The organism is Sphingobacterium bambusae (genome assembly GCF_033955345.1).
Lineage (GTDB): Bacteria > Bacteroidota > Bacteroidia > Sphingobacteriales > Sphingobacteriaceae > Sphingobacterium > Sphingobacterium bambusae.
In genome coordinates this window covers 4,944,593-4,960,671 of the sequence record NZ_CP138332.1, presented here as the reverse complement: position 1 = coordinate 4,960,671, position 16,079 = coordinate 4,944,593, and the positions used below count along the sequence as shown (strand labels likewise).

Genomic DNA, 16,079 nt, shown 5'->3' with positions numbered 1-16,079 from the left:
TCCATTTCTAAAACTTAGCGACAGCTATGATTGTTCAATAACAGGAACAAAAAAAGGAATATAATGGCCGCCATATATGGAATATTACCAAACTAGGTCTAGCGCCTCTGACAAGGAAAGCACGCTGGACATTTAGCACGCGTACATTACCCAGTTTTTATCAACCTTAACAAAAGAAATTATTAAAACAATGAACACAACAGTATTTGCAGGTTCGCCATACCCTTTGGGCGCAACCTATGATGGAAAAGGCGTTAACTTTTCGATCTATGCGGAAAATGCCGAAGGGGTAGATCTATGTCTATTCAATAATACCAATGATCCTACAGAATCGCTGAAGATCAGGATAAAAGAACGCACGCACCAAGTTTGGCATGTCTACATTCCAGATATCGGACCGGGACAGCTGTATGGATTTCGCGTATACGGTCCATACGACCCAGCCCAAGGCCACCGCTTCAATCCGCACAAGCTGTTAATCGATCCCTATGCAAAAGCTATCGCCGGTACGTTACAGTGGGATGATGCCTTGTTTGGCTATGAAGTTGGTCATCCGGATGAAGACCTCAGCTTCAGCGAAGTAGATAGCGCAGCATTTATCCCTAAATGCGTGGTGGTAGACAATGCATTTGACTGGGAAGACGATCGTCCGCTGCGCATCCCCTTGCATAAAAGTATCATCTACGAAACACATGTGAAGGGATTTACGGAGCTTCACCCCGATATTCCGGAAGAAATACGTGGCACTTATTCTGCTTTGGCACATCCCGTTACGCTAGATTACCTTAAGGAATTAGGTATTACCGCTATCGAGCTGATGCCCGTGCATCATTTTATTACCGACAGGCACCTCAAGGACAACAACTTAACCAACTACTGGGGATATAATACGGTAGGTTTCTTTGCCCCGGATGTACGCTATGCGGGAAACGGCATAGAAGGACAACAGGTCAACGAATTTAAAAACATGGTTAAAGCGCTGCATAAAGCTGGTATAGAGGTAATACTAGACGTGGTTTACAACCATACGGGAGAAGGCAACCAAATGGGGCCTACGCTATCCTTTCGCGGCATAGACAATGCCGCCTACTACCGACTGGCCGATGATGCTCGTTACTATATGGACTATACCGGCACCGGAAACACGCTTAACGCCAGATTCCCTAGCGTGCTACGCTTGATTATGGACAGCCTGCGCTATTGGATTCAGGAAATGCATGTGGATGGCTTCCGTTTTGATCTGGCCTCGGCCTTGGCCCGCGAGCTTCATGAAGTGGATAAGCTAAGCTCCTTTTTCGACGTAATTCACCAAGATCCTATTATTTCGCAGGTGAAGCTTATCGCAGAGCCTTGGGATATTGGTGAAGGTGGATACCAAGTGGGCAAGTTTCCTTCCGGATGGGCCGAATGGAACGGAAAATACCGAGATTGTATTCGCGACTTTTGGATTGGTGCCGATAGCATGCTGGGCGAATTTGCAGAGCGGCTAACGGGCTCGTCAGACCTGTACCTCGACGACTACCGGAAACCTACCGCCAGCATCAATTTTATCACTGCCCACGACGGTTTTACGCTGCACGATTTGGTTTCCTACAACGAAAAGCATAACGAAGCGAACGGAGAAGATAATAATGATGGTGAAAGCCATAACCGCTCTTGGAATTGTGGCGCCGAAGGCCCAACCGATGATGAAGCGATCAACACCCTCCGGTCAAAGCAGAAGCGAAACCTTTTGGCTACCCTATTCCTGTCACAAGGTGTGCCGATGATTGTCGCAGGAGATGAATATGGTCGCACACAGGGGGGCAACAATAATGCCTACTGCCAAGACAATGAGATCTCTTGGCTAGACTGGGCTGCAAAAGATGAGCGTTTGCTAGCCTTCACCAAACAGCTAATCGCTTTCCGAAGAGACCACCCCTCGTTTTGTCGGCGAAAATGGTTCCAAGGCATGCCTATAAAAGGTGTAGGCTTAGAAGATATTGCTTGGTTTTTACCTGAAGGCAGCGAGATGGAAGATGCTCATTGGCAGCACGATTTTGCACGTTCCCTAGCGGTTTTCCTAAACGGACAGGGCATTCGTTCCCTAAATGATGATGGATCCAAAATCGTCGACAACAGCTTTTATATCATGTTCAATGCCTATTGGGAGCCCATCACCTACAAGCTACCGAGCGAAAAATACAGCAAAGAATGGGTAAAAATGCTAGACACCAACCTAGATGTTATTGAAGCACACGAAGAATACACTGCTGGAGCCGAAGTGGTGGTACCTGCTCGATCGATTGTGTTACTGATGTCTAAACATAAAGCTTAACAACACAAGACGCCTACAACTCACGAAAAGCTTTAACATGCACAGCACAACGAACCAAAAAATAGGACTTTCCATTACAGACAAGCGCGCTCATTTGAGGGTATGGGCACCGTTAGCTAAAAAGGTTGACTGTCTGATTTTAGCCAACAACAGCAAACTATCCCTGCAGGCTGCCGACTATGGATACTGGCAGCTCGATACGGACATCTTGCAGGAGGGCGACCTTTATCGACTGCTTGTAGACGAGAAGGAACTGCCAGATCCGGCATCACGCGCGCAGCCCGAAGGTGTACACGGGCCATCAGCCGTGGTAGATCTCGCATATGCTTGGACAGATCTTCACTATGGCGCTCCGAAGCAACGCGAGCTGGTTATCTACGAGCTACACATCGGTACATTTTCCGATAGCCATGACTTTCAGGGCGTCATCAACCGACTCCCCTATCTGCGTGAGCTTGGTATCAACGCTATAGAAATTATGCCCGTCGCACAGTTTCCCGGCGAGCGCAACTGGGGCTATGATGGTGTCTTCCTTTTTGCCGTCCAAAATAGTTATGGTGGCGCGAAGGGATTGCAGGCGCTGGTTGATGCCTGCCATGCCTCGGGCATAGCCGTTATCTTAGATGTCGTGTACAATCATTTCGGCCCGGAAGGAAACTATCTGCCTGAATTTGCGCCATACCTCACCGACAAGTATGGCACCCCTTGGGGAAAGGCCGTCAATTTCGATGATGTCTATAACTATGGCGTGCGCGATTTCGTCCTTGATAATGTACGCATGTGGTTTGAAGACTTCCATATCGATGGTTTGCGCATGGATGCCGTTCACGCCATCAAAGATTTTAGTCCAGTACACATCTTACAAGATATCCGGACGCTAACAGATGCCATCATGTTGGAGACGGGCCGATCGCATTACCTCTTTGTGGAGTGCGACCTAAACGATCGACGGTACTTGGAACCGCTAGCAAAAAATGGATTTGCCATGGATGGACAGTGGTTAGACGAGTTTCACCATGCACTACGTGTGGCCGTCGGCGAGGAAAGAAAAGGCTATTATGCCGAGTTTAACGGAGTAGCCCACCTCGCAAAAGCCTACCAAGACGCCTACGTATTTGATGGCAACTTTTCGTTTCACCGAAAAAAATTCTTTGGCAGCAGCGCCGATGGATTGGCGGCCGAATGTTTTGTGGTGTTCGCGCAAAACCATGATCAAGTGGGAAACAGAATGCTAGGCGAACGAAGCGCTACTTTATTCGCTCCAGCGGCTCAACGCCTAATGGCCATGGCTGTATCCTTATCTCCCTTCACGCCCATGTTATTTATGGGCGAAGAATGGGGCGCGCAAACACCTTTCCAATATTTTGTGAGCCACGGTGATGATGAGCTTATTGAGGCCGTACGAAAGGGACGTAAGCAGGAATTTTCGGAATTCCATGCTTCGGGTGAACCGCCAGACCCACAGGCAATATCTACATATCGGGATTCGATATTGGATTGGAAAGAGATGGAAAGTGCTTATGGGCAGCAAAACCTTTCATACTACAAGGCTCTGCTACACCTCCGGAAAACGCTTCTATCTGCGGTCGAATGGAGTCGTGAACAATTTTCTGTTAAACACGATCAAGATCGCGAAACGATTACCTTGCATATACAAACGCAGGAACGAGATCTGCTGTGCATATTCAACTTCTCATCCCATAAACAGGAAGTTCCGCTACGAGAAAACACTACTTGGTCGGTATTGTGGAATAGCGATGATGAAAGCTGGGGTGGTAACAGCAAAATGGATCCGGTTCAGCGGGGCAGCGCCCACCTATCTGAACTGTCGGGGCTGCTCCTGCAACATAGCAGAAACGACAAGTAAATAGAGACAGGAAAAGTTTTGGCAAAAAAAGCAAATGCCCATATGTCTTTACATACGGGCATTTTTTTTGATGAGAACAGCTAACGTAGCTCTCCCAAGCTACTTACTTGGTTTCAATCACTATTTCCTTACTGTGTACCAATTGCTGGTGCCCAATTTTGAACCCAGAATTTACCTTTCCGTCGACCTTGATTCGTTTGATGTACGCCCCTTTGCCTTCCTTTCGGATAACCAACTGGCTAGCAACTTGATGATAAGCTGGATCTAAATGAATTGTCACCTTATCAAATACCGGCGTAACAACAGTATAATCTGGACGCCCAGGACAAAGCGGATAAATGCCCATCATATTCATAGAGGCCCAGGTTGACATGGTTCCCGTGTCATCATTGCCAGGAATACCGGCAGGCGTATTGGTAAAATGTTCTTGCAATATGGCGCTAACCAGCTTTTGCGTGCGCCATTCCTCCCCTGCTATTTCCGAGAAGATATGCGGATAAAGCATGTCAGGCTCATTGGTTACATCAAAGTATCCCTTATCAAACGTCGCTTGCAGCTTGTCCACGAAGTTCTTTTTGCCGCCCATAAGCTTTATTAAGCCAGGAATATCATGAGGCACGGCAAAGCTGTAATTCCAGGCATTACCTTCATGAAAACCGTGGTTGGGTTCAAAATTAGCACCCATCAGCGGGTCAAAAGGCGTCAGAAAGCTCCCGTCTGGCAGAATCGGGCGAAAAGTGCCAGACTCTTTGGAGTAATATTTCTTGTAACCCTGTGCACGTTCTTCAAACAACTTGGCATCCGCTGTCTTGCCCAATGATTTCGCCAACTGCGCCAAGTTCCAGTCGGCCACATAATATTCAATTGCGTGCGATACCGAATTATCGAACGAATCACGTAAAGGCACATAATGATATTTTACATAATCCGCGTTATCCGGTCTTATCCGATTGCTGCTATCCGTCACCGTAGCCGATTTATAAAAGGCCTCGTACACGGCATTGATATCATAATCACGAATTCCCTTCATGTAGGCATCGACAATAACAGGTATAGCTGGATCGCCATCCATGGTATAAGATTCACGGCTGTACAGTTCCCATTTTGGCATCCAGCCATGCTCCTTGTACATCCCAATCATAGAACGAATCATGTCCCGCTGGCGTTCGGGAAAAAGTAGGCTCATCAAGGGTTGTACATTCCGATAGGTATCCCAGAGGGAAAACACGGTATACCGGTTGCCATCCGACTTAAGGGTCTCGCGCGTTTCCATAGCGGGATACTCGCCATTGACATCCTGAAACACGTTGGGGTGAATCAAGGCATGGTAAAGTGCGGTGTAGAACACCGTCTTTTGATCATCTGTTCCACCTTCGACTTCAATCTTTGACAGGTCTTTGTTCCAAGCCGCTTCTGCCTGCTTGCGAATAGCATCAAAACCACCCACCGGCTGCTCCGCTTCCAAGTTACGTCGTGCATTTTCTATGCTCACAAAAGACACCGCGAGCTGCACCTCCACGGTCTCGCCCGCTTGTGTATCGAAGGTAAAGTAACTGCCTATGTCATCGCCCGATAGTTCAGCGCGGTAGTCTGTGAAAAGCTTGTATTTTCCAGCGTCTTTATTCCAATCGTTCTCCCACGCTGCGCCCGGTCGTTGAAATTTCCATGATCCGGCACGTGTTGGTTTTTTATTTACACGCAAGACAAAATAAATGGGATACACTGCTTGGTTATTGGTATAGCAAAAAGAACCCAGCAACTTCGAACCTTCTACCTCGGTGTCGCTCACACGGCGCACACTGGCTCCCGTCTCGTTGGTCAATCCCTCACCTAGATTCAGCAGAATGTGGTGCTGCCCCTTCGGAAAAGTAAATCGCGAAATACCTACGCGCTGCGTCGCGGACGCCTCGGCCTTGATCGCATATTTATCCAACGTATTCGTGTAATATCCCGGACGAGCAGCTTCTTGGCTATATGTGCTTCCATATTTATGGTAGTCAACTTCCAGAGCACCTCCAGTTGCCATCAGCAAAAGGCTCCCCATGTCCGGACATCCAACACCACTTAAGTTGACATGCGAAAAACCAGTGAAATACTTATTGTTATATTCATATGGTGTAGACCACCAACGCGCATCTTTATCAACAGCATTCAACGTAGATCCCATCACATTAAAAGGTGATACGTTCATCAGCCCTTGCGGCATTTGGGCTCCTGGATTTGTTGTTCCATAGTTTGTGGTACCGATAAAAGGATTTACATAATCAATAGGTTGCTTTTGGGCAAAGGCTAGCCCGCCAAGCAAACTTAAAGTCAAAAAGCATCTAAATAAAAAAGGCATATGATATAAATTAATACAATAAATCGACGTCCGGTGGTCGATAAGCCATTACTAACCGACCTGACGCAGGACAAAGGAACTAATTCTTGCGCAATTCAGCCCTAACTTATGCATTATATTTTTTTATGTTTTCAGCCTTGCAAATACGTGTTAGCAAAACTTCTGCAAGCAGTTTACATTTGTGTAAAGCCGCTGCCCTGAGCAAACACCTGTGCAAGCAAACAAAAACCTCGTCTGTGTCCTAAAAAATTCCTTTATTTGGATCTGTATCTGCTGCTTCCATCCGAATAGCTTTGTATGCACAAAGAAGATAGAGCCATGGAAAAGCAACATGATGAACAGTTCTGTAGACCCGTATACCTTGAAGACATGCGCGCGCTGGTATCGGTATACCGAAGCGGAAACAAGACAAATATTCGCGATAAACATAGTGCTAGCGTAGCGGCAAACACGGTGCAGGCAGACTTCGGCATACCGCTAGCGATCTTGCAGGAAGACCAACAAATCATCGGCTTCGCTCGTGCAGTTTGCGTGGAAGGAAGATCCATCGAAATTCATACCTGCTTTGATAAAAAAAATGTAGACAACGTATCGAAAAGAAAGTTAGTTTTATTTTCAGAAGAGATTTTTAAACAAAGCTTCGGCGACTTATGTGAGGCTGAAATATTGGCGACAGACATCACTATTTTAGTACGATGGATCAATCAATGGAATTAATAAAATACCGGTTGTAAAAGAATGAAGAAGGAAGCATTATATCTAAAAATAGCCGCCCAAATGGAAAACCAGATTAAAGCGGGCACACTAAGCCCGGGCGACAAGCTGCCCTCACTGCGTAGCCTGCAGCAACTCCATCAAGTGGGGCTCAACACCATCAAACAAGCCTACCTTACTTTAGAAGGACGCTCACTCATCCACGGCCTGTCGCGGTCGGGATACTTTGTTAGCCATACCTCATTGCGCAAGCTACCTTTGCCCAGCAGCTCTTTGCCCAGCTATAATGAACAGGAACAAATATCGGATGACCTCATATCCAAGGTTTTCAGCAACCTGCAAAACAAAGAAATTCGCCAGTTCTCGTTGGGGGTGCCCGATAAAACACTATTGCCAACAGAAAAACTTCACAAGAGCCTAATCACGCTGGCTCGGCGTACGGATCTTCATGATGCATCGATGTCCTATGAAGATGTGCAGGGAAGTGCCAATTTGAGGCGCTCCGTTGCAAAATGGTCCATGTTATGGGATGGAAAATTAAAAGCGGACGATCTTATTACCACCTCCGGCGCCATGAATGCGATATATAACTGCCTTATGGCGGTCACAAAACCGGGCGACACCGTAGCTATCGAAAGCCCTATCTACTTTGGCACCATACAGATCATCAAAGCATTGGGACTAAAAGCAATTGAAATCCCCACTCATCCCCTCACCGGGATTCATCTTGACGCCTTGCAGAAAGTGCTTCATAAAATCGATGTATGCTGTTTCGTAACCAATTTCTCCAATCCTTTAGGCTCTAGTATGCCCGAAGCACATAAAAAAGAGCTGGTAGCCATGCTAACCCAGCACAATATCCCCTTGATTGAAGACGATATCTACGGTAACCTAGCCTTCGACAACAGCCGCCCTAAGCCCTGCAAAGCCTTTGATGAGGCGGGCATCGTGATGTGGTGCAGCTCGGTATCCAAGACCTTGGCCTCGGGATACCGCATTGGCTGGGTGGCCCCCGGACGCTACAAAAGCCAAGTACTACGCCAAAAACTCCTGCAGACCATTGCTATGCCCTCCCTACACCAAGAAGTAGTGGCCGAGTTTATGGAACATGGACGCTACGATCATCACCTGCGCTTGCTACGAAAAAAACTACAAGCAAATTTCTTTCATTACGAAGACGTGATACATAACTACTTCCCGGAAGGCACCAAAATATCACGTCCACAGGGTGGATTTATGCTTTGGGTAGAGCTTGATAAAAATTGCGACAGCAGCAAGCTATACGATCTCGCTATCCGTCAAAAAATAGGCTTCGCTCCGGGCCGCATGTTCACCCAACATAACCGCTACAACAACTGCTTACGTTTGAACTTTGCACTCGAATGGAATGAGGGCCTACGTTTCGATCTACAGCGTTTGGGAAACTTGATTCGTACACAGTAATACAACATAGCTAATTTAAATACCATGCACAGCACCCCTATTTTTCAAATCGATGCATTTAGCGCTACAACGTTTGGAGGAAACCCTGCCGCCGTGTGCCCACTAGACAAGTGGCTTTCCGATGAACAATTGTTAAACATTGCAGCGGAAAACAACCTGTCTGAAACGGCCTTTTATGTCAAACATGCCGAGCATTACGCCATCCGTTGGTTTACACCTGCCGTCGAGGTGGACCTCTGTGGACATGCAACCCTTGCCGCGGCCTACGTCATCCACCACTTTGAAGAGCCCTCGCAGCAGCAAATTACCTTTCATTCGCAACGCAGTGGCTATCTACATGTCAACGTCGTCGACGGACTTTTCGCCTTGGATTTTCCGACAGACCAAATCGAAAAAACCGACTTGACCGACCTCCTGATCGAAGCTACGAATGCCAGACCTATCGAAGCCTATCGAGGAAAGACGGACTATATGCTCGTTTTTTCTTCCGAAAAAGAGATTGCCGAGCTTATTCCCAACCTGCAACTGATGAAAGAGATCGATGCCCGTGGGATTATCGTTACCGCAAGAGGCGATAATCAGGACTTTGTATCTCGCTTTTTCGGACCTGCCGTGGGCGTTGACGAAGATCCCGTTTGTGGCTCGGCCCACAGCACCCTCATCCCTTATTGGAGTCAAAAACTCGGCAAACAAACATTAACGGCGCGCCAACTCTCCAAGCGGGGTGGCGAACTGTATTGCGCCCACCAAAAAGACCGCGTAGAAATTGCCGGACGTGCAGCGCTCTATCTGCGTGGCGAAATATTTCTTCCGGAATACTAAGACCTCCCCGTAAAGAAAGCTACTTGGTTGGTTTAGGCACTAAACAGAACAGGCTCAGCAAGAATTTGCTGAGCCTGTTCTGTTTAGTATATAACCTAGTTTTCTAGATAAAATCCATCCAGTTGGAAGCCTCTTGATACTCGACAATAGGTGTCGCGTTATTGACATTCGAGAAGTCCGAAAGCAATTTGCGAATATCCATCTGCATATGCTTGAAACTATTTTCATATAGATCCGATCGGAAGCCTTTGGCGCTCATCTCAAAAACATACTGCAACGTAATGAGACGGGCGATAACTTTACCCAACACTATCAATTGACGTTGCACCATGCCCTCGGGCAAAGTAAAATCAAGCAGCTTGGCAAAGCGGTCGCCTATAAGCTTCGTTTGTTCCAATGTTTGCAAGAAAACGCCCAAATTCGACTGTTTTTCCTTTTTCATCTGCTTAACCACGATTTCAGCAATCTGTGTATACAGCATTTCGTTTGACCCTTCGAATATTTGGAAAGGACGACTATCCACGATCCCACGTCCCGCAACGTGATCGATCTTGTAACCGCTAGAGCCGGATAGCTGCACGCAAATCTGTGCTGCTTCCTGCATTAAATCGGTCACCAACGCTTTCATAGAATTGGCTTCCAAGCCTTTAGTCGCTAGGTCGTGATCAATACCACTAATGGCTGTGCTGCGTGCACACATACCTGAGCAAAGGGAATACGAAGATTGAATACGTGACAACTGATACTGTACCGAATCCAACTCAAGCAACTTTTGTGCTCCTACCTTGCGGCTGGTGCAGTGAGCCAACGCTTCATCCAACATACGTTTGATAAAGCCCATGCCCATCCCCGGAAATTGCAGCCTGCTGCGATGCAGAATGTCCAACATCATTTTAATACCAGTGCTATGCTGCAACAACTTCTGTTCAGCGGGCACTTCGATATCAATTGTATTCAAACCATATGGAATCATGTACAGCCCGAGGTTGTTAAAATAGTGCTCTACATGAATTTTCTGTCCTTCTTTATTATTATCTGTTACGAAGAAATCTATATCGCGCGCCAATTCGCCATCGGCCAACTGTTTACGAGCCGCCACAAGCCAAAACTCAGCCATTCCGGTAAGTCCCTGCCAATGCTTTGTCCCTTTTAAGCGATAAGAGTCCTGCTCCTGCGTGTAAAATGTACGCATGTTTAGGGCGTCGCTTCCAAAATCAGGTTCCGTAATCATTAACCCGCCCATCGCTTGTCCTTCCAAAAAGCGACTAAAGACGTAGTTCTTCATCCCCTCTTGTCCATACTTGGCGAAGGGCTCGAGAAACAACGCTATGTTGATACCGAAGGTCAATGATAGAGGCAGCGATTCATACGAGGCCGCGGCTAGAATTCCTAAACATTCTTTCACCTGTGTACCCCGTCCAGCAAATTCCTCTGGAATAGCCACGCTAAGTGGTTTCAACTCCATTATGCCGTCCCATATTTCGGCAGGAAGGCCGCGGTTCACACTCAATTCATTGATATTCGATTCGCTATGGAAAAGGCAATGCAACCTCTTCTCAAAACGACCTAAAAATTCACTATAGTTTTCTTTCATATTACTAACCGGCCACGTATGGTTTGCCGATTTTTGTAAATGTACAAAATAAAATAGGCTTTCTAGAAAGGTAGAGGTCTATGCTAAAGAGCAAAACACGTCATTTTCCACGCAAAACAACAAAAGAACTTGTATGTCAATCCGTTAAAACAAAAATTTAATTTTAAAAGTATTTCTTAAAATATGAAGGCAAAACTAAGGCTAATGCCCTTTCCATAGGGATTTAAAAGGCCGCCTAACCGATCTTTCCGGGTGTTATTATAAACGAAAAAAAATAAATATTTTGTTTACACAAATTTACTGTACCTTTGTTCCTTATTCAGGCTACTGCCTTTGCTATTGCTGATTTGATTTTTATTGTTCAGTTTTCGCTTTATCAGCCGCCTATTATTTATTTAGGAAAAGAACAATGATCACCACATTTGGATTGTCAGCAAAAAACATCCACTATACACTTAAAGGCCTTTCAAGGGATAGCTTTCGCTGCGCGTAAGAGATTTCCTACTCTATCATGACATTTCAAGATTTAAACATTATTCCGCCTATTCTAGACGCTATACGCGAAATGGGCTATAACAACCCTTCGCCTATACAGGAGAAGGCTATACCGGTTATTTTGAGCAATAAAGACCTTATTGGTTGTGCACAAACTGGCACGGGAAAAACGGCAGCCTTTGCCATTCCATCCATTCAAAAAATTGCAGCAGTAAAGTCGTCTAATGGAGCACCACGTGTGCTGGTATTGACGCCTACACGCGAGCTGGCCATACAAATAGAAGAAAACTTCAAGTTATACGGAAAATACCTAAAGACCAGACAAACGTTGATATTCGGAGGCGTTTCTGCCAACATGCAGATTAGCAGCCTGCGCAAAGGTACTGACATCGTCATCGCTACGCCGGGACGTCTACTAGACTTGGCACGGCAGCAGGAAATTAAACTTTCTTCGGTAGAGATCCTTGTGCTCGATGAAGCAGACACCATGCTGGATATGGGTTTTGTGAATGATATCAAGAAAATATTAAGCTTCCTACCGGCGAAAAGACAAACCCTGTTCTTTTCGGCAACGATGCCACCTCCTATCCGCAAGTTTGCTACATCCATCCTTCGCGAAAATGTAGAGATCAACGTAAATCCGGTGTCGTCAACGGCAGCACTTATCGAGCAGTCGGTATATCATGTGGAAAAACCCGAAAAACCAAAGTTTCTCGTTTCCCTATTGCGACAAGAAAACCCGAAACAGACACTAGTGTTCACTCGGACGAAGCACGGTGCCGATCGCGTTGCGAAGATGCTCAACAAGCAAGGTTTTCATGCCATGGCCATACACGGAAACAAGTCGCAAGGTGCTCGCCAAAAGGCATTGAGTGAGTTCAAAAATGGAAAAATACAGATCTTAGTGGCAACGGATATTGCGGCACGAGGTATAGACATCGACGAGCTACCTCACGTGATCAACTACGAACTGCCCGAAGTATCCGAAACCTACGTGCACCGTATCGGTAGAACGGGTAGAGCCGGAAAAACCGGTATTGCTGTATCGCTATGCAGCAGTGAGGAACGTAAAAACCTCGATGGCATACAGAAATTAACAGGCAACGTGATCAAGGTGGCAAAATTAAAGTCACGCAAGGAAAGCGTAGCCTAAACATCAATAGACATTAATAAAATATAATACATTTAAATACAATTATCATGCAAGAAGGAAAAATCAAATTTTTCAACACAACTAAAGGTTTCGGATTCATTACACCATCAAACGGTGGTCAAGACATATTCGTCCATGTATCAGGTCTAGTTGACGAAGTAAACGAAGGTGACGATGTTAGCTTCGAAGTTGAAAACGGAAAAAAAGGCGTAAACGCAGTTCGCGTTCGCGTTATCTAAGTCCAACATTTTGGCAAAGAAAACGCGTTGCTTCCATCGGGAGCAACGCGTTTTTATTATCAAGTGATTTCAACGCTTCGTTTGACTAGCAGCAGTATGCAGCGTGCTTCCTAAAATCCCGTCGGCACGTAGCCTCTCATATTGCTCATTATCGTGTGTACAGAGCACGGTCAACTTGGGGTTCTCGCTCATTATCTCGTTGAGCCAGCGATACTGTTCCAACAGTTGCGTTTCATTTTCCTTCACCCAGCTAGCGTTTTTCATCTTCATCTCCAGAATGTTCTGCATCGACCAGCCACTGTCTACGCTATGTATAAATTCCTGACCGTCCTGCAAACGGATATAGAGCATTTTCGAATCTGTGGTATGCCCGGGAGTCTTCCAAATAACCAGCCCTGGTGCCAAGGGCAAGCAGTTTGAAAAGTCGGCAACGACAAAACGGTTCAATCGGTCTTCCGCTATATGCACCGTTTCCTTGTGCGGATGATGGAGCAACAAATCTGCCGTGTCGCGCGTCAACCACACTTTATGAGCAATCTTATCGAAATGGGGCGAACGGATAACGCCGGCGGTATGGTCGGCATGGTAGTGCGTAAAAAGAATAAGCTTGGCCTGCAACAAAGCTTCTTGAACAGTTTCGAAGTTTTCTGGGTAGAATGGCTCCTCCGTTTTTCCGAATGTGCGGTGCGTTTCAAGGTCCATGCCCGAGTCGATCATCACCGTGCCATCAGCATATTCAAGCTGATAAACTGTTCGAGCTAAGGTCATCATTTGCTGAGCCTCATGTCCTTTGACCACCACATTGGCCGGACGCACCGCATCAGCTACTTTCGTCACGTTAAGACCTACGGCATGCTCCCCCGGTATGCAGATAGCCAGCCGCCGAAGCTCAGACAACCTGGGCAACGTTAACGCCGAAGATACGGGCAGCGGCCGGCTACTGGAAACTGCTTTTCCTACATTGGCCAACAACGAAGCCCCTACTATGCTGGATGCGCCAATAAATGTTTTTCTATTCATCGCTTACAATAAATCGGTGGCAGCTTCAATCTTTATCCAACGGCCTTCACGCGCACTGCGGCGCGCGGCATCCATGACCAACATCGTTTTGTAGCCGTCTATACCCGATACCTGAACAGCAGCTCCGTGTCGCAAGCTTTGATACACGCCTTCAAAGTAATGGTAGTAGTTTCCCGCCTCGCTTTCCACAGGTTCTGTCATGATTTGTCCTTCTAGCTCATACCTTAAATGGCCGAAGTCTGTGGGCTCCTCGCTCCACCATTCAAGCGCACTTGGTTTTTGCCCTTGTAGCAGTAGCTCTTCCTGCCTATCCGATCTTGATTTTATAAAACTGCCCTTCAGTCCATGCAACACAAAGGCGGGCTGTTGTCCACAGGCTATATCCGTTCCGCGTACTTTCACCCGCTTATCCACGTAGGTCAACGTCAGTTCGAAATAGTCCTCTACGGGTGAATGCGGACGAAATGCCGCAAAATCTGCCATCACCGCATTTGGAAGACCAAATAGTTTAACGGCCTGATCCACCACATGCGATCCACGGTTGTTAAATTCGCCTCCACTCCAAGGCTGCTCCGTATGTACATCCCCACGCACTTGCGGCAGGTACAGATCATAGGATAACGAGGCTTCTACGACCTCCCCTAGCTTCGCGCTGCGCAATACCTTCTCTACAGTCAAGAAATCGCTATCAAAACGTCGATTCTGATAAACAAAAAGCTGTAAACTCCGATCGAGAGCCAACTGTTGAAGCGCAAGCGCTTGATCTGCCGAGGTAGTGAACGTTTTCTCTACAATCACATGTTTTCCCGCTTCCAGCGCCGCTTTAGCGAGCTCATAATGCGTATCAATGGGCGTATTGACAACCTCCAGTTCAATCCTTTCGTCGTGTAAGAGCTCATCTAGTTTCTCATACGAGGTAACGTCTGGGTAGTCAGCCTGAATACGTTTCTTGTTTCGCTCCAACGCGGCCACAAGATTAAAACCGGGATGAATAGCCAAAAATGGTGCAAAAAAAACCGAACCTGAAAAACCGTATCCTAAGATTGCTGTATTGATTTTGTTTTCTGTCATAATAAATGTGCTGTTTTCTAAATGATCTTGACAGCGCTTGAAGCACTATACCAATCGCTATAGTGCAATTTCTTGAAAACGGCAGCCAATCTATTGTAAAAAACAAACATAAACTTGTAATTTAACGGCATGAAACGTCGACTTTTCGAAGAACTAGAAATTGAAACATACAGTACGGATACCTATCCGCTCCCCATACATAGCCATACATACTACGAGCTTATCTATATCTATAAGGGCTCCGGAAGACACCACTTCAACAAGCTAGTTGTACCTTATGCTGCGGGGGATGTGTTTTTGCTATCTCCAGACGACGAACACTACTTTGAAATTGTGAAAACGACGCGGTTCTGCTTCATCAAATTCACGGACAGCTTTTTTCATCAGGATCAAGATCTCTTCCTTCATGGCTCGTTGGATCTTTTTCCTATAGCGTTAATGAAAAATGCGCATTGGAAAGAGGAAAAATTGCGGATTCCCCAGCCTTATCGCAAGACCTTAAAAAACTTGATCGACAATATTGCCGAATATCAAGGGCTTCAGGAACTATCCCATTCACCTTTGCTATATCATCAAATCCTTTCCGTTTTCGGACTTCTCGTAGAAACAAACCTACAACAGGAAAAAACAGCAAATAAGGACGTCATCGATAAAGAGCAACTTATCTACTACATCCATCAGCATATTTACCAGCCGAGCGCGATACGCATCAAAGCGATATCCGAGCAGTTTCATATTGCAGAAAACTACTTCGGCGCTTACTTTAAGCGTAACTTCGAGATCAGCTACAAAAAATACATTGATGCCTATCGATCAAAATTGATCGAAAGTCGTGTACGATCTGGGCAGATGACCTTGAAACAGATAGCCGCTGAGTTTGGTTTTAGCGATGAAAGCCACTTGTGCCACTATCTAAAAAAATGGGACAAGCCCTCGCCTAGCAGCCTACGAAAAAAGCCGGTAGCAACTGAAGCTCCGACTTAGTTCACTAAATAAAAGTTGC

The 16,079-nt window shown here is 46.2% G+C and carries 12 protein-coding genes; 8 read left to right on the top strand and 4 right to left on the bottom strand.

The window, feature by feature from the left end; translation table 11 throughout:
• Nucleotides 1-190 precede the first annotated feature (190 nt).
• Complete coding sequence (gene glgX / locus SCB77_RS20565) at nucleotides 191-2,317, top strand: glycogen debranching protein GlgX (protein WP_320183878.1); 2,127 nt, start codon at nucleotides 191-193, stop codon at nucleotides 2,315-2,317.
• A gap of 37 nt (nucleotides 2,318-2,354) precedes the next feature.
• Nucleotides 2,355-4,184, top strand: coding sequence for a malto-oligosyltrehalose trehalohydrolase (gene treZ, locus SCB77_RS20560; protein ID WP_320183877.1), 1,830 nt, complete (start codon nucleotides 2,355-2,357; stop codon nucleotides 4,182-4,184).
• A 103-nt stretch (nucleotides 4,185-4,287) separates the two neighbouring features.
• On the opposite strand, the gene SCB77_RS20555 is transcribed toward treZ, so the two are convergent.
• Entirely contained in the window at nucleotides 4,288-6,525 is a 2,238-nt protein-coding gene (locus SCB77_RS20555) for a GH92 family glycosyl hydrolase (protein WP_320183876.1), read from the bottom strand.
• A gap of 318 nt (nucleotides 6,526-6,843) precedes the next feature.
• Here SCB77_RS20555 and SCB77_RS20550 point away from each other — a divergent pair, with 318 nt between their 5' ends.
• From SCB77_RS20550 to SCB77_RS20540, 3 genes are read left to right on the top strand one after another with little or no spacing between them, the layout of a single operon-like run.
• Nucleotides 6,844-7,242 carry a hypothetical protein gene (locus SCB77_RS20550; protein ID WP_320183875.1) on the top strand — a complete coding sequence of 133 codons (399 nt, stop codon included), beginning with the start codon at nucleotides 6,844-6,846 and terminating at the stop codon, nucleotides 7,240-7,242.
• A 21-nt stretch (nucleotides 7,243-7,263) separates the two neighbouring features.
• Nucleotides 7,264-8,682 carry an aminotransferase-like domain-containing protein gene (locus SCB77_RS20545; protein ID WP_320183874.1) on the top strand — a complete coding sequence of 473 codons (1,419 nt, stop codon included), beginning with the start codon at nucleotides 7,264-7,266 and terminating at the stop codon, nucleotides 8,680-8,682.
• 24 nt (nucleotides 8,683-8,706) lie between these two features.
• The gene (locus SCB77_RS20540; RefSeq protein ID WP_320183873.1) at nucleotides 8,707-9,504 is read left to right on the top strand and encodes a PhzF family phenazine biosynthesis protein; all 798 of its coding nucleotides are present in this window, start codon (nucleotides 8,707-8,709) and stop codon (nucleotides 9,502-9,504) included.
• A gap of 103 nt (nucleotides 9,505-9,607) precedes the next feature.
• Here the strand turns inward: SCB77_RS20540 and SCB77_RS20535 are convergent, their stop codons facing one another.
• A complete protein-coding gene (locus tag SCB77_RS20535; RefSeq protein ID WP_320183872.1) occupies nucleotides 9,608-11,098 on the bottom strand; it encodes an acyl-CoA dehydrogenase family protein in 1,491 nt (496 codons plus the stop codon).
• 511 nt (nucleotides 11,099-11,609) lie between these two features.
• Here SCB77_RS20535 and SCB77_RS20530 point away from each other — a divergent pair.
• Complete coding sequence (locus SCB77_RS20530) at nucleotides 11,610-12,746, top strand: DEAD/DEAH box helicase (RefSeq protein ID WP_320183871.1); 1,137 nt, start codon at nucleotides 11,610-11,612, stop codon at nucleotides 12,744-12,746.
• A 47-nt stretch (nucleotides 12,747-12,793) separates the two neighbouring features.
• On the top strand, nucleotides 12,794-12,985 hold the full coding sequence (locus tag SCB77_RS20525) for a cold-shock protein (RefSeq protein ID WP_320183870.1): 192 nt from the start codon (nucleotides 12,794-12,796) through the stop codon (nucleotides 12,983-12,985).
• A gap of 69 nt (nucleotides 12,986-13,054) precedes the next feature.
• Here the strand turns inward: SCB77_RS20525 and SCB77_RS20520 are convergent, their stop codons facing one another.
• A complete protein-coding gene (locus tag SCB77_RS20520; RefSeq protein WP_320183869.1) occupies nucleotides 13,055-14,005 on the bottom strand; it encodes an MBL fold metallo-hydrolase in 951 nt (316 codons plus the stop codon).
• A gap of 3 nt (nucleotides 14,006-14,008) precedes the next feature.
• Nucleotides 14,009-15,076 carry a Gfo/Idh/MocA family oxidoreductase gene (locus SCB77_RS20515; RefSeq protein ID WP_320183868.1) on the bottom strand — a complete coding sequence of 356 codons (1,068 nt, stop codon included), beginning with the start codon at nucleotides 15,074-15,076 and terminating at the stop codon, nucleotides 14,009-14,011.
• Nucleotides 15,077-15,205: 129 nt separating this feature from the next.
• On the opposite strand from SCB77_RS20515, the gene SCB77_RS20510 reads away from it, so the two are divergent.
• Nucleotides 15,206-16,060: an AraC family transcriptional regulator gene (locus SCB77_RS20510; protein ID WP_320183867.1), complete on the top strand. Its 855-nt coding sequence runs from the start codon at nucleotides 15,206-15,208 to the stop codon at nucleotides 16,058-16,060.
• Nucleotides 16,061-16,079: the final 19 nt, after the last annotated feature.